At 32.2% G+C, this 14,302-nt stretch carries 15 protein-coding genes; 9 read left to right on the top strand and 6 right to left on the bottom strand.

The features are described from left to right. The first annotated feature begins 42 nt into the window (after window positions 1-42). Window positions 43-522, top strand: coding sequence for a GyrI-like domain-containing protein (locus ACZ267_RS01355; RefSeq protein WP_079448973.1), 480 nt, complete (start codon window positions 43-45; stop codon window positions 520-522). 66 nt (window positions 523-588) lie between these two features. Here ACZ267_RS01355 and ACZ267_RS01350 read toward each other — a convergent pair whose 3' ends face one another. The 3 genes from ACZ267_RS01350 to ACZ267_RS01340 all read right to left on the bottom strand — a co-directional run bounded on the left by ACZ267_RS01350 (window position 589) and on the right by ACZ267_RS01340 (window position 3,911). Then, window positions 589-1,794, bottom strand: coding sequence for a multidrug effflux MFS transporter (locus ACZ267_RS01350; protein ID WP_047211050.1), 1,206 nt, complete (start codon window positions 1,792-1,794; stop codon window positions 589-591). Window positions 1,795-2,042: 248 nt separating this feature from the next. Next, the gene (locus tag ACZ267_RS01345; protein ID WP_047211049.1) at window positions 2,043-2,729 is read right to left on the bottom strand and encodes a hypothetical protein; all 687 of its coding nucleotides are present in this window, start codon (window positions 2,727-2,729) and stop codon (window positions 2,043-2,045) included. A gap of 33 nt (window positions 2,730-2,762) precedes the next feature. After that, a complete protein-coding gene (locus tag ACZ267_RS01340; RefSeq protein ID WP_047211048.1) occupies window positions 2,763-3,911 on the bottom strand; it encodes a glycerate kinase in 1,149 nt (382 codons plus the stop codon). Between the two features lie 189 nt (window positions 3,912-4,100). Between ACZ267_RS01340 and ACZ267_RS01335 the strand changes: the two genes are divergently transcribed. The 3 genes from ACZ267_RS01335 (at window position 4,101) to ACZ267_RS01325 (ending at window position 7,193) form a co-directional block, all read left to right on the top strand. Next, window positions 4,101-5,612, top strand: a complete 1,512-nt coding sequence (locus ACZ267_RS01335; RefSeq protein ID WP_058714567.1) for a hypothetical protein — start codon at window positions 4,101-4,103, stop codon at window positions 5,610-5,612. Window positions 5,613-5,614: 2 nt separating this feature from the next. After that, window positions 5,615-5,995: a GtrA family protein gene (locus tag ACZ267_RS01330; protein WP_002466655.1), complete on the top strand. Its 381-nt coding sequence runs from the start codon at window positions 5,615-5,617 to the stop codon at window positions 5,993-5,995. A 295-nt stretch (window positions 5,996-6,290) separates the two neighbouring features. Continuing rightward, window positions 6,291-7,193 carry a cation diffusion facilitator family transporter gene (locus ACZ267_RS01325; RefSeq protein ID WP_047211046.1) on the top strand — a complete coding sequence of 301 codons (903 nt, stop codon included), beginning with the start codon at window positions 6,291-6,293 and terminating at the stop codon, window positions 7,191-7,193. Window positions 7,194-7,262: 69 nt separating this feature from the next. Here the strand turns inward: ACZ267_RS01325 and ACZ267_RS01320 are convergent, their stop codons facing one another. Continuing rightward, window positions 7,263-7,643, bottom strand: coding sequence for an aggregation-promoting factor C-terminal-like domain-containing protein (locus ACZ267_RS01320; protein WP_002466656.1), 381 nt, complete (start codon window positions 7,641-7,643; stop codon window positions 7,263-7,265). 386 nt (window positions 7,644-8,029) lie between these two features. Between ACZ267_RS01320 and ACZ267_RS01315 the strand changes: the two genes are divergently transcribed. Next, window positions 8,030-8,716, top strand: a complete 687-nt coding sequence (locus ACZ267_RS01315) for a 2,3-diphosphoglycerate-dependent phosphoglycerate mutase (RefSeq protein ID WP_002466650.1) — start codon at window positions 8,030-8,032, stop codon at window positions 8,714-8,716. 157 nt (window positions 8,717-8,873) lie between these two features. Here ACZ267_RS01315 and ACZ267_RS01310 read toward each other — a convergent pair whose 3' ends face one another. Continuing rightward, window positions 8,874-8,978 (bottom strand): putative metal homeostasis protein, encoded by a 105-nt coding sequence (locus tag ACZ267_RS01310; protein ID WP_047211045.1) that lies wholly within the window; start codon window positions 8,976-8,978, stop codon window positions 8,874-8,876. 168 nt (window positions 8,979-9,146) lie between these two features. Here ACZ267_RS01310 and ACZ267_RS01305 point away from each other — a divergent pair, with 168 nt between their 5' ends. The 4 genes from ACZ267_RS01305 (at window position 9,147) to ACZ267_RS01290 (ending at window position 12,905) form a co-directional block, all read left to right on the top strand. Next, complete coding sequence (locus ACZ267_RS01305; RefSeq protein WP_058714569.1) at window positions 9,147-10,583, top strand: MDR family MFS transporter; 1,437 nt, start codon at window positions 9,147-9,149, stop codon at window positions 10,581-10,583. A gap of 117 nt (window positions 10,584-10,700) precedes the next feature. Continuing rightward, window positions 10,701-11,483 (top strand): transporter substrate-binding domain-containing protein, encoded by a 783-nt coding sequence (locus ACZ267_RS01300; RefSeq protein ID WP_047211043.1) that lies wholly within the window; start codon window positions 10,701-10,703, stop codon window positions 11,481-11,483. Beyond that, window positions 11,464-12,183, top strand: coding sequence for an amino acid ABC transporter permease (locus ACZ267_RS01295; protein ID WP_002466658.1), 720 nt, complete (start codon window positions 11,464-11,466; stop codon window positions 12,181-12,183). Before ACZ267_RS01300 ends, ACZ267_RS01295 begins: the two co-directional genes overlap by 20 nt. Continuing rightward, complete coding sequence (locus ACZ267_RS01290) at window positions 12,180-12,905, top strand: amino acid ABC transporter ATP-binding protein (protein ID WP_002466659.1); 726 nt, start codon at window positions 12,180-12,182, stop codon at window positions 12,903-12,905. Before ACZ267_RS01295 ends, ACZ267_RS01290 begins: the two co-directional genes overlap by 4 nt. Before the next feature lie 57 nt (window positions 12,906-12,962). Here ACZ267_RS01290 and ACZ267_RS01285 read toward each other — a convergent pair whose 3' ends face one another. Continuing rightward, on the bottom strand, window positions 12,963-14,213 hold the full coding sequence (locus ACZ267_RS01285; protein ID WP_015364722.1) for an aminoacyltransferase: 1,251 nt from the start codon (window positions 14,211-14,213) through the stop codon (window positions 12,963-12,965). Window positions 14,214-14,302: the final 89 nt, after the last annotated feature.

Below are 14,302 nucleotides of genomic sequence, written 5' to 3'. Positions count from 1 at the left end.
TTATAAATAAATGGGAGTAGAAATTTTTAAGGGGAGTCAAAGATGGATTATCAAATTAAAAGTATGAAAGCGACACATATTATTGGCGTGACACGTCAATTTAAAAGTGGCGGTCATGCTCAAAGTAATATTCCTGATTTTTGGGAAGATGTGACGTCTATGGGATTAGATCGTAGACTTGCAGAAAAAAGTGACCTAGCACTTAATGGATTGCTTGGTCTTTGTTTACCACAACAAGATGGTAAAATGAATTATATGATTGGGGTGTCTTGTGAGACCAATCCAAACGACGGTTTAGAAACGTATCAACTAGAGGATAATGATTATCTTGTGGTCAATGCGAAAGGGAAAGTACCTCAATCCATTAGACAAGCGATGTGTCAAATTCATCAGGAATTGATTCCAACTGAGAATATTCAGTTAAAGCGTGCACCGTTTTTCGAATTGTATCCTGAAGGCGATACGCAAGACGACAATTATATTACTGAAATTTGGTTACCCATAGAACAAAATAAATCATAAAAAAGCGCAAGTGTTAGATGTTTTCAGACTTTTAGGTCTGTTATCATCACACTTGCGTTTTTTATTTTATGAACGATATTTAGTTGGATTAAGTTTGAAATAAATGACTTGTAATATGACTAATAATATTGCCGTTACTGAAATGATTACTAGGTATGGTGAAGCGTCAAATTGGCCTTTAAGACCAACTAATGGTGAAATCACACCGCCTAAAATAAATTGGAATAAGCCTAATAAACTTGAAGCATTGCCACTACCACCAGTTCGTTCTTCCATAGCGAGTGCAAAGCCTAACGGTCCGATAGACGTAACCGGGCTTATATTTAAGAAGAAGGCGATGATTAGCATCCAAATAGGCCAATGCATTGTTAACGTTAAAATAATCAATACGACCCCAATGATTTGGATTAGTGTTAAATAGATTAATAACGTGTATCGACTCAACCGTTCAACTAATAGTGCCACAATTTGACTTACTAGAATTAAGCCAATTCCATTGATTGCTAAAATCACACTAAATTGTTGTGGTGATAAGCTATAAATTTTTTGTGCAATAAAAGGTGACGCAGCTGAATAACTAAACAACATGACATAAGTTAATCCTTGTAACAACATTGGAATCACAAATGATGGTTTCTTTAACAATTGGCCAAAATCTTTAAATATACGTCCATAGTTTAATGTTTTACGTTCGGATTGATCTGTTGATGGCATTTTCATCAATACGCCAATAATGACGATGATTGTGATAATTGTCAGAATGACAAAGATACTTCTCCAAGTAGATATAGTTAGAGCGAATCCACCGAGTAATGGTGCAATGATAGTAATAATCCCATTAACAACCATAAGTGACGTTAAAAACTTAGCCATTTCATCACCGCTAAATTTATCTCCGATAGATGCTTTCGCAATAACAATAGAGCCACCTGCTGTTAAACCTTGAATCAATCTTAAAAATAGAAAGAAATATAAGTCTGTCGTAAATACCGCAATTAAGGATGCAAGCATATAAATAACTAAAATCGTTAAAGCAATTTTTTTTCGACCGAATGCATCTGATAACGGACCAAAGAAAAATTGTCCAAGTGCTAAGCCAATCATTGCAAAAGAAATCGTTAATTGAATTTCAGATGTCGTTGAACTAAAAGCATGTTGCACATTCGGTAACGATGGTGAATACATATCAATCGATAAAGGACCAAAGGTAGTCATTACACCGAAAATGATAATTAATATGAAAGGGAAGTGCTTGGCACTTGTATTTTGCATAATCATTCTCCTTTTAAAGAAGTTATAGAACAAATTATATATGTTTTGACCATATTTGTATGTAGTAATTTAAATTTTTATGTATTTGTATAAATTACTATCTTAGAAGAAAAATAGCATTATTTCTATTATAAACTCTTCGCGAAATAAACTATTTTAAGATATAAAAAGCATCCCCATAAGAGGAGTCGTTGAGCTCAACTTAGGGAATGCTTTTGAAAATAAAAGTCATACAAAATGGTTGATGACTATTGTTGTTGATTATTTGAATTACCGGAACCATTAAGGAGTTCGTCAATTTTAGATTTAATGCTATCAAATTTTGTATTGATGTCTTGTAGCATGCTATCTACTTTGTTTTGGTTCTCGTTGTTTTGTTGTGCATTATTTGCATTTTTTAATTTATCGATTTGGTCTTGATAAAATTGTGTGAGTTTTGAATCTGCATTAGTTTCTTCTTTTTGTTTTAAGTTATTAATTTGTTGTTGTAATTGATTAATTTGAGTTTGACTATTTTTATTTTGTTTAATTTCGTTTTTAGCTGTATCCACTTGTTTATTAATATCGTCGTCTTGATTTTCGACTTCTTTTTTATAGTTTTGAGAGACGTTAGGGTCGTTATTTACTTTGTTATTGTTGTGATTTAACACTGCTCTCGTTACGAAAATAGCCACGATAATTAATAATATAACGATAATAGCGATTAACCATTTTTTAGATTTACGTGTTTTTTGGTTTTCTTCTTGTAACTCTTGTTCTCTTCTATAATCTCTACCATTGTAATAGCGTTCAGGGTGTTGTTCTGGATCGTTAAATTCATTTTGATCACGATATTGACTTTGATTTCTGTATTCACGTTCTTCACTTTGGCTACGATGATTTTGGTATTGGTCATCATAACGATACGATTCTTTATACTTATCAGTTCTCTTCATTTCATTCACCTCATCATTATTGGGTTAGCTTATTTATGAATCAAAAGACATGTTTAATTTTAATAAACGGGCGATATTGTGTGCAGTTTGACTTAAAAGGGTAGGTCCATTATCCAGTGCGTATTGTAGATCCATAGGTTGATTCATGATACTCAAGACACTATCTATACCGTGATCATAGACTGCTTCGTATCGCTCGCCCAAACTACCACCAATGGCTATAACAGGTAGATTGAATTGCTTAGCAACTTGAGCAACACCAATTGGCGTTTTACCGAAAATCGTTTGGTAATCTAATTTGCCTTCACCTGTAATGACTAAGTCTGCATCTTTAATTCTAGATTTGAAATGTGTTTCTTCTAAAACCACATCAATACCTTTAGATAATTGAGCGTCCAAGAATGCTAATAAGGCTGTGCCCATGCCACCAGCTGCGCCTGCACCAGGTATGTCTTTAACATCTTTATCTAGTTGTAATTTTATCTTATCATGATAATGGCTTAGAGCGGTATCCAACTTTGGTATCATCTTTGTTGTGGCGCCTTTTTGTGGACTGTATATCATGGTAGCACCATTATCACCTAATAATGGATTAGTCACATCACAAGCTACTTTCATATCTATGTTTTTTAATTTTGAATTTAACTGTGTTGTATCAATGGTTTGGATATCAAGAAGATGTATTCCGCCTGGTTCAATAGAGTGACCATTGGTGTCTGTAAATTTTACGCCTAATGCTTGTAACATGCCTGCGCCGCCATCATTCGTAGCGCTGCCACCAATACCAAGTATAACTTTTTGAGCACCTTGATCTAAAGCATGATTAATAAGCTGCCCAGTTCCGAAAGACGTGGTTTTCAATGGATTTCGTTCTTCATTTGATAACAAATCTAAGCCGGATGCAGCGGCCATTTCTATTATTGCTATCTTTTGCTGTGGTGCGTAAGCATAATTAGCGTTAATGTCTCGGTAGAGTGGATCTTTTACGGTTGTTGTTATTATTTTAGCGTTTAAAGCATCCATCAAGGCTTCAGTTGTACCTTCGCCACCATCAGCCATGGGAATTAAATCATATTCAATGGTTGGTGATAATATTGTGGAAAATCCTTCTTGTATCGCTTCCGCTGCTTCTTTTGCGGACATACTCTCTTTAAATGAATCTGGTGCGATGACTATTTTCATTGGACGACACTTCCTCATCGATTTGATTATCTTTATTGTAAAAGAGTCAACTTGAAAACAAAAGATAAAACATTATCAGTGATCAATTAATCATGGATGAAAGATACAACATTATATATGGAAAATATAATTTATAATAGTATAATAATATAGCGTAATATTTATATAGGTAAGGTGAACAACTTAGACATGAACAACAAGATCAACTTTAAATTGAATGAATTATACGTATGGTGTACTTTCATTTTTCTTTTTTATTTATTAATTAGTATTCTAACACCTTTGTCAGGAGATGATTTCAAATGGGCAATTGCACATAATTTAACGGTGTATAAAGGACTGATTGAATACACGAATGGGAGATACTTAGATAACTTATTAGAATTAATAGCTATGAAAATCAGTGTTTTAAGATATGTTCTCTATGCCGGTATATCAATGAGTATGGTCTATTTATTAGTTATCATGACTGGCAAATATCAACGTAGAACGTATATTATCATTGCGTTTATAGTCATTTTAATGATGCCAAGAATCATTTATAGAGATACGTATGGTAACTTCGCAGGTTTCTTTAGTTATGTACCTAGTACAGTGTTATCGATATTGATATTATTTGTAGTTGTAGTATCTATATATAAATGGGAAGAACTCAATACTACGTGGATAAGTTTGTTTTTAATATCCACTTTAATAGGGCAATTGTTTGTTGAAAATTTAACACTTTATAATATGTTGATTTTGATTGTTGGGAATGTCATCTTTGTCATTCGAAATCGACATATCAATTATTATTTAATCATGGGCTTTATGTTAAGTTTAATAGGCGGTATGCTCATGTTTATTAACCCGATATATATCAGTATTTACAGAGGTGGCAACGAATATTTACGGTTCTCAGATAATCAAGGTTTGAAACATAAGATATTACATACTATATTTAAGGAATTACCGGAATATATTTTCATTAATCAATATTTAATATTAACCGTGATTGCGTTTATAACAATATATTTATTATTTAAAAATACCTTTTTCAATCATTGGATATTACGTTGGAAAGTAGTTTTGGTAGTCAGTATCGCTATTTTGCCTTTCTATAAATTCTTTATATATGATTTTCTTCAATTTTATAAATTAAAAGGGTCACTCAGTGTCGCTTTATTAAATTTCATGATTTGTGGATGGTTCTACATTGCGTTATTTATTGCAACTTATATCATTTTTAAAGCACAGTTTATGAGAATGTTAGGTTACTATACACTTGGATCTATATTATTAGTCACTGTGCCATTACTTGTAGTGTCTCCGATAACGGCAGGTAACTTCTATACTATTTATATATTATGGGCCTTGTATTTACTACTATTAATGACTCAGAGCAGAATTAATATGAAATCGTTACATATTGGGATAAGAGCACTAGCATTAGGATTATCTATGATATTTATTGTGACTTTTAGTATGATATATTTTACACATATACAACGGTTAAATTCTATTGAACATCAATTAGATACACAACATATTAAACATGTGGTCGTACTTGAGAAGTTGCCGTTTGAAAATATGCTTAAAAAAGCAACGCCTCGCAATGATATACAACACAATTTATTTAAAATATATTATGATATACCACAGAATGTTAAATTGAAAATTGTACCGTATGGATCGAACATGGCAAAACTTGAAGGAGATTAAGTATGAAATTGACTCAAACGCACTTTGAGATAATAAAATTTATTATTGTAGGCGGGGTGAATACATTTAATTATTATGTAGTGTATTTACTCTTACTAAAACTTTTAAATGTAAATTATTTAGTTAGTCATGTTACTGGCTTTTTAGTAAGCTTTATCATTTCTTACTATTTAAATTGTTACTTTGTATATAAAGTTAAACCTACACTACGTAAATTTATTAGCTTCCCTTTGACACAAGTCGTTAATATGGGAATGCAGACTGTATTGTTATATGTATTTGTACAGTGGTTCAATATACCATCAGAAATTGCACCATTCGCTGGCTTGATCATTACGATACCTATTACATTCATATTATCAAAATGGATTTTAAAAGATTGACGTTTGAGTAATCATCATTATTTCAATCATGCATAACATTATAATCTCGCAAATGAGTAGTGAATATCATTTGTGAGATTTTTTATGTGATCAAATATAAATTGATGGGTTTTTAATTTGAAATTGAGTTGAAAAAGTACTTTTTTTCTTAGCGATTAGCAGGTTGATTTTTAGGCAAATCTAAAAAAATAATTAGCTTAATTATATAAAAAATATAGAAATTAAAAAACGTTGTAAAAACATTTTTTATGATTCATACTATGATTACTAAAGGAAATCAAGGTGGTCTATTGTCATGTCTCAAAATGAAAATTTGAAAATTGCACAACGTGGGGCATATCTAAGTTTAGTTGTTTATATTATTCTTTCAATAGCTAAATACGTGACAGGATTTATATATAATTCTGCAGCAGTCAGAGCGGACGCATTGAATAATATGACAGATATAGTGGTCTCTATTGCTGTTATTGTTGGACTGAAAATTTCTATTAAACCAGCAGATAAAAATCATCCATATGGTCATTTAAAGTCTGAAAATATCTCAACATTATTAGTATCATTTATTATTATGTTTGTGGGGATACAAGTTGTCATTGAAAATGCACCTCGATTATTAACCCATGATAAACATGTACCAAGTCCGATTACAATTCTAGTTAGTATTGTCAGTGGTCTCATCATGCTTGGCGTTTATGTCATTAATCATAAATTAGCAAAGAAAACAAATAGTAGTTCGTTAAAATCTGCTGCTAAAGATAATCTATCAGATAGCTTAGTCAGTATTGGTACTGCAGTAGGTTTGGTATTTACACAAATCGGATTTCCTATTATTGATATTGTTTTAGCAACAATATTAGGTTTATTAATTATATATACTGGCTTTGGAATATTTAAAGAATCTATCTTTACATTAAGTGATGGTTTTAATGAAAAGGATTTAGAAGAATATCGTAATGATATTTTAGAAGTGGATGACGTGCTAGACATTCGAAGTATTAAAGGACGTTATCATGGTAGTAGTATCTTTTTAGATGTGACTATTGTAGTTGAACCTAATTTATCTATTAATGAAGCACATTTAATTTGTGATAAAGTTGAATCACATCTTCATGAGAAAGGTATATCATCAGTATATGTACATCCTGAACCGAAAATAGATGAAGCTACTGAAAATGAAATACATCAATCACACCAATAAAATAATATAGTAAAAGCGTCGAATAGTATCAATTAAGATTCTATTCGACGCTTTTTTAATATATACAGCTTACCAATAACCGTTAGCTTCTCTGAATGAAATAGCTTTATCGATTGAGCCGTAACGTTCTTTAGCATAATTAATCATACCTTTAGTTTGGTTTTCAACGGAACCATAGCCCCAAGATTGGTTCGTTTGACCTAAACCATGATATTGTCCGTTTGATGCATTAGGATTACCACCTGATTCTGGTATAACAATACTGTCCCACAATGCTTTAGTACCGCCTGCATCTATGAACTCTTGATAAACACTACTTGTAGATTCATTACTTTCTGAATAACTTTGTTGTGACGATTGGTTGTTTTCAGCTGCATGAGCTTGATGTGCTTCCATACCTGTAGCACCTATAGAAATTGTAGCGATAATTGCTAAAATAGATTTTTTCATTATAGTTAACTCCTTTAGTTAGTGAATAATATTCGACTTAAATTGATATCCCCCAAGGATATGAGTCTGAATGTATCATTTGAATTTATGATGTTCTAAAGATGTAATGCATACTATAACACCTCAATTGTTTGCGTAGGTTACATGAAAATAAAAAAATGATGACATACATGTTAGTGAGAATACATTCATTGCAATAGAAATAAAAATATGTCAAAAAATGACAACAAAATAGCAACTGTAAATGATTGAAATTTTATATGGTAGTTCTATAATGAAGATATAAAATTTAATAAATCGATTTATTAAACGAGTTTTTTTAATTGAATATACATATCAACTATCCTTCAAGATAGTTTGTTATATAAATAGGAAGGTGTTAAATGATGCCAAAATTAATTCTATGTCGTCATGGTCAAAGTGAATGGAATGCGAAAAATTTATTTACAGGATGGGCAGATGTTAACTTATCTGAGCAAGGTATTGAAGAAGCAACTGCAGCAGGTAAGAAAGTATTAGAGAATCAGTTAGAAATAGATGTTGCCTTTACTTCATTATTAACACGCGCATTGGAAACAACGCAGTATATCTTAGCACAATCAAAACAACAATGGATTCCAGTATATAAAAGCTGGCGCTTAAATGAACGTCACTATGGTGCGTTGCAAGGATTAAATAAAGATGATGCAAGACAACAATTTGGTGAAGAACAAGTTCATCAATGGCGACGTTCTTACGATATTCAACCGCCTGCAGAAAGTGAAGAACAACGTAATGAATATTTGAAAAATAGAAGATACCGTCATTTAGATCATAGAATGATGCCGTATTCTGAAAGTTTGAAAGATACGTTAGAACGTGTGGTACCGATTTGGACAGACCAAATTTCTCAACATTTATTAGATGATAAAACTGTATTAGTTTCAGCACATGGTAATTCAATCCGAGCACTAATCAAGTATTTAGAGAATGTATCAGATGAAGACATTATCGGTTATGAAATTAAAACAGGAGCACCATTAGTATACGAATTAACAGATGATTTAGAAGTGAAAGACAAATACTATTTATAGTCAAAAATAAAAGGTCACGTGTTGATGCTTGCATCAATAGGTGACCTTTTTTGTGGAGTAATATTAATGTGAATTAATGATGTCTAGCAATATGATGTTTTGCATCAAATGAAAGTATCATCTTTCTTGTAAATGTATATATTGAAATAGGGAAGGATTACTTTGCTCTTTTATGTTGTTTGATAATTTTCAAAGCACGTTTTCTTGTTTTTATATTGGGACTGTTCAAATTACGTCGTGCGGTTTGTACATCTGTTTTCATAATATGACCTCCTTTATCTGTTTATATTATGGCGGAAAGTTTCAAAAATGTAAATAGTAATTATTACGATTTGCAGAAATGAAACCTTTTGAACTAAAAAAATGCATATTACATTCAACAACTGTATAATGTTGTGATAAAAGAAAAGGAAAGTAAGGAGGAGTATTAGTGTCTCTTAAAGCAAAATTAGTAATGATGATTACGATGTTACTAGGCGGGTTCTTTGGTTTGCTTAATGAAACCTTATTAGCGACAGCACTACCTAGTATTATGAAAGATTTCAACATTGAATATTCACAAGTACAATGGCTGACAACAGCTTTTTTATTAACTAATGGGGTAGTGATTCCATTATCAGCATTATTTATCCAACGATATACGACAAGACAAGTTTTCTTAGTTGGTATTTTTATATTTTTCTTAGGAACTATGTTAGGTGGATTTAGTCCTAACTTTACTATTTTATTAATAGCAAGAATTATTCAAGCATTAGGTTCAGGTATCATGATGCCCCTCATGATGACAACCATCTTGAATATATTTGAACCACATGAACGTGGTAAATATATGGGAATGTTTGGTTTAGTTATTGGACTTGCGCCAGCTATTGGACCAACATTATCAGGGTATTTAGTTGAGTATTTAAATTGGAGATCACTATTCCATGTGGTTGCTCCTATTGCTGCCATCACATTTATCATTGCCCTATTTACAGTGAAAAATGTGGGCGAAACAATCAAAGTACCTATTGATATAATTTCAATCATTTTATCTGTCTTAGGATTTGGTGGTTTGTTATATGGAACAAGTTCAATTTCTCACGATGGTTGGAATGATCCTATCGTTCTAACTACTATTATTGGTGGTGTGATACTTGTTGCCTTATTTATCTGGAGACAATCTAAACTTGAAACGCCATTATTAAACTTTGGTGTGTTTAAAAACACTCAATTTGCCATTGGTATTTTAATTATGGCAGTTACCATGGTTTCCATGATTGGTTCTGAAACAGTGTTACCTATGTTCGTACAAAATTTATTAAATCGTACGCCTTTAGACTCCGGATTAATTCTACTACCTGGTGCCATTGTGATGGCGATTATGTCATTCACATCAGGGGGACTTTATGAAAAATTCGGTGCAAAACCTTTAGCACTCATCGGTATGATGATTGTAATCATTACTACTGGTTATTTTGTCATTATGGATGAAAATACAAGTTCAGTGATGTTAGCAACAGTTTATGGCATACGTATGATAGCAATCGCATTAGGTTTAATGCCTGTGATGACGCATACAATGAACCAATTAACATATGAAATGAACGCGCATGGTTCATCCATGACTAATACAGTACAACAAATTGCGGGATCAATTGGTACAGCAATTTTAATTACTATTTTAACGCAAGCAAGTAAACACTATTCACCTAATATGAGTGATTATGATGGCATGAAACGTAGCGAGATGTTAGGACAGATTAAAATAGATACGTTATTACATGGTTATCACGCTGGTTTCTTATTTGCCGTTTTAATTACAGTAGTGAGCTTTTTATGTTCATTTATGTTAAAGAAAAATACAAAATCGACAGACGAACAATAGCTAATCAGAGTTGTGATGACAGTCAAAAGCCAGTAACTAGTTATTGACTTACTACCCATTAAGGATTAAAATGTTTTTATTCCGATTAGAATAATAAGATTAGGGGAGAATAGTTTAATGAAAAGACTTTTATTTTGTGTCATTGCATTAGTATTTGTATTAGCAGCATGTGGTAACAATTCAAACAAAGATAGTAAATCAAGTAGTAAAGATGACAATACAATTCGAGTGGGTACTGAAGGTACATACGCACCTTTCACTTTCCACAATAAGCAAGATAAGTTAACTGGTTACGATATTGATGTTATTAAAGCAGTAGCGAAAGAAGAAGGACTTAAATTGAAATTTAACGAAACATCTTGGGACTCAATGTTTGCAGGTCTAGATGCAGGTCGTTTTGATGTCATTGCCAACCAAGTAGGTATTAATAAAGATAGAGAGAAAAAATACAAATTCTCTAATCCTTATACTTATTCAAGTGCGGTATTAGTCGTTCGTGAAAATGAAAAAAATATTAAATCATTCAATGATGTTAAAGGTAAAAAGTTAGCACAAACATTTACTTCTAACTATGGTCAATTAGCTAAAGATAAAGGCGCTAAAATCACAAAAGTTGATGGATTTAACCAATCAATGGACTTATTATTATCTAATCGTGTAGATGCTACATTTAACGATAGCCTCTCTTATTTAGATTATAAAAAGCAAAAGCCTAACGCTAAAATCAAAGCAATTAAAGGTGACGCTGAGAAAAATAAATCAGCATTCGCTTTCTCTAAAAAAGTTGATGATAAAACAGTACAAAAATTCAATGATGGATTGAAGAAAATTGACGAGAGTGGCGAACTTAAAAAAATAGGTAAGAAATGGTTTGGTCAAGATGTTTCTAAACCTGAATAGTGAACAACTTCATGCTTTAGACGCTGCAAAGCAAGCATTTGGACCTATGTTAGAAGGATTAGTGAAATATTCTATCCCAATCACACTTGTAACATTTGTATTAGGCTTAATCATTGCCTTATTTACAGCCTTAATGCGTATTTCTACAAGTAAAATATTAAAAGGTATTGCACGAGTATACGTATCAATCATTCGTGGAACGCCTATGATTGTTCAATTATTTATTATTTTTTACGGTATTCCAGAATTAGGAAGACTCTTAACAAACGATGCTGATAATCAATGGACATTGGCACCAGTTATCGCAGCTATTATAGGGTTATCACTTAATGTGGGTGCGTACGCATCTGAAATTATTCGTGGTGGTATTATTTCTATACCAAAAGGACAGACAGAAGCGGCTTATTCAATCGGAATGAATTATCGCCAAACTGTTCAACGTATTATTCTGCCACAAGCCATTCGCGTATCAATACCAGCATTAGGTAATACATTCTTAGGACTTATTAAAGATACATCTTTATTAGGATTTATCTTAGTAGCTGAAATGTTCCGTAAAGCACAGGAAGTTGCTTCAACTTCTTATGAATATTTAACGATTTATCTTTTAGTTGCATTAATGTATTGGGTCGTTTGTTTTATCATTTCAGTTATTCAAAGCTTTTATGAATCATACATTGAAAGAGGGTATCGCTCATGATCGAATTATCGAATATTCATAAATCATTTAATCAAACAGAAGTGATTAAAGGTATCGATTTAAAAGTCGATAAGGGCGAAGTTGTAACATTAGTTGGACGTTCTGGTTCAGGTAAAACAACACTCTTACGTATGATGAACGCTTTAGAGATTCCGACAGAAGGTACAGTTTATGTTAATGGTAAAACGTATACAGCTAAGGACAAGAAATCACAGATTGAAGTACGTAAACAGTCTGGGATGGTGTTCCAAAGTTATAATCTATTCCCACACAAGACTGCGCTAGAGAATGTCATGGAAGGTTTAGTAACTGTTAAGAAGCAAAGTAAGTCTGAAGCTAAAACAAAAGCACTAGAGCTACTAGAAAAGGTAGGCTTAACACATGTGAAAGATCAGCGTCCACATGCATTGTCTGGTGGTCAACAACAGCGTGTAGCGATTGCTAGAGCTTTAGCTATGAATCCTAAAGTCATGCTATTTGATGAACCAACATCTGCACTTGATCCTGAACTTGTTAATGACGTATTGAAAGTGATTAAAGATTTAGCACAAGAAGGTATGACGATGGTCATCGTTACACATGAAATGCGATTTGCTAAAGAAGTATCTAACCAAATTGTATTTATTCATGAAGGTAAAATAGGTGAACAGGGCACACCCGACGATATATTTAATCGTCCACAAACAGATGAACTTAAGCGTTTCTTAAATGTCATTCAATAGTATTTATAAGATAAAGAAATCCCAGTGAATTCAGTTTCACTGGGATTTTTAGTATACTTATTTTTTTCTGTTTTCAATTAATTCTTTTACATGGTAGAACAATGGTTTAATCGGTTTAACAAAGTCACCGATATATTCGTATACATTAGCATTAAAGCCTTCTTTAAAGCGTTGAACGCCATAATCTTCAGCGTTTTCACTAAAGTCGCCAGTAATACCATAGAAATTATAACGATCAATATGATGTGCTTTGGCAAATTTAATCATTTCCCATTGCAAACGGTAAGCGCCCATATAAGGGTTATATCTTGGGTTAGAACCACTAGATAAGTAATATACTTCATGGTCGTTATAAATATATATTGCAGCGGCTAAGTTCAATACTTGACCTTCTTTATCAATTTCATCTTTAGTTTGGTTTATCTTACGTTCATTGCTATCGTATTGTTGTTTAATTTGTGTATGCTTCGTTTTATTTTTCTTAGAATTTGGATTCTCTTCTAAAGCTGTTTCTACGTCATGAAGTTGTTTTGATAAATCCTTGTGTTTGTCTTCTAGAGTAGTGAGATATTCTTGTAAATCGATATAGGCTAATTTAAGCATAGCGTTGTCGCCATATGTCTTTTGTAATTCTTCAAAATATGGTTCATCACGGAATTTGAAACCGTGTTTTTCTTCCGCCATTCTAAATAAATCAAAGAATGTACCTGTTTCTTCTATAGATAATGTGCGTACTTTTACACCCATTTCATAAGTTTTTTTAATATTACGACGTGTTTGATAGTCCATTTCTTTCATTAATTGATCTTCTGATTTACCTTTTAAATCTAAAACTGAAAGCCAACGAATTTGGCTCATCATATCATATCCGACTGTATAACCTTGGTGTTTATAGCCTAAATCTTCCATAGTTTTGATAACAGCGCGGTTATCGTATGATTTTAAAATTTCACCATCAGCATTTCTTAAATTTTCAAGAATATAAGGATCAACAAGTACATATAAACAATTATGTTTCTTCAAGTATGAAGTTAAAGATTTAAAGAAGAAATGTACTAGTGATAAGTTATTATAGTCCATGACTGGACCACGGTGTGTATAAAAATATTTAAAGAATTTTAATGTACGTGCTTCAGTTAACAGACAAGCAGCAATGACCTCGTCTTTATCGTTTTTAACACCGACAAGATGAACGTCTCCACGCATTTCACGTCGATTGTCATAATGAATGCTTGATTGTGTGTAATGTGAAAAATGTTCTGTAGTAAATTTACCGAATTCTTCGGATGTTAAGTTTACAAATTTCAATATATATCTTCCCCTCTAGAAATAAAAACTAATTAATGAATCGTCAATAATTATATTATCAAAATACTACTATCATTACACATCATATC

The organism is Staphylococcus sp. AC872 (assembly GCF_979255425.1).
Note: the sequence above shows the minus strand (reverse complement) of the source record. Positions and strands in the feature narration are given on the sequence as shown.

Coding starts and splice junctions, on each gene's coding strand:
- ACZ267_RS01355 (WP_079448973.1), top strand. CDS start 43: ATGGATTATCAAATTAAAAGTATGAAAGCGACACATATTATTGGCGTG.
- ACZ267_RS01350 (WP_047211050.1), bottom strand. CDS start 1,794: ATGCAAAATACAAGTGCCAAGCACTTCCCTTTCATATTAATTATCATT.
- ACZ267_RS01345 (WP_047211049.1), bottom strand. CDS start 2,729: ATGAAGAGAACTGATAAGTATAAAGAATCGTATCGTTATGATGACCAA.
- ACZ267_RS01340 (WP_047211048.1), bottom strand. CDS start 3,911: ATGAAAATAGTCATCGCACCAGATTCATTTAAAGAGAGTATGTCCGCA.
- ACZ267_RS01335 (WP_058714567.1), top strand. CDS start 4,101: ATGAACAACAAGATCAACTTTAAATTGAATGAATTATACGTATGGTGT.
- ACZ267_RS01330 (WP_002466655.1), top strand. CDS start 5,615: ATGAAATTGACTCAAACGCACTTTGAGATAATAAAATTTATTATTGTA.
- ACZ267_RS01325 (WP_047211046.1), top strand. CDS start 6,291: ATGTCTCAAAATGAAAATTTGAAAATTGCACAACGTGGGGCATATCTA.
- ACZ267_RS01320 (WP_002466656.1), bottom strand. CDS start 7,643: ATGAAAAAATCTATTTTAGCAATTATCGCTACAATTTCTATAGGTGCT.
- ACZ267_RS01315 (WP_002466650.1), top strand. CDS start 8,030: ATGCCAAAATTAATTCTATGTCGTCATGGTCAAAGTGAATGGAATGCG.
- ACZ267_RS01310 (WP_047211045.1), bottom strand. CDS start 8,978: ATGAAAACAGATGTACAAACCGCACGACGTAATTTGAACAGTCCCAAT.
- ACZ267_RS01300 (WP_047211043.1), top strand. CDS start 10,701: ATGAAAAGACTTTTATTTTGTGTCATTGCATTAGTATTTGTATTAGCA.
- ACZ267_RS01295 (WP_002466658.1), top strand. CDS start 11,464: ATGTTTCTAAACCTGAATAGTGAACAACTTCATGCTTTAGACGCTGCA.
- ACZ267_RS01290 (WP_002466659.1), top strand. CDS start 12,180: ATGATCGAATTATCGAATATTCATAAATCATTTAATCAAACAGAAGTG.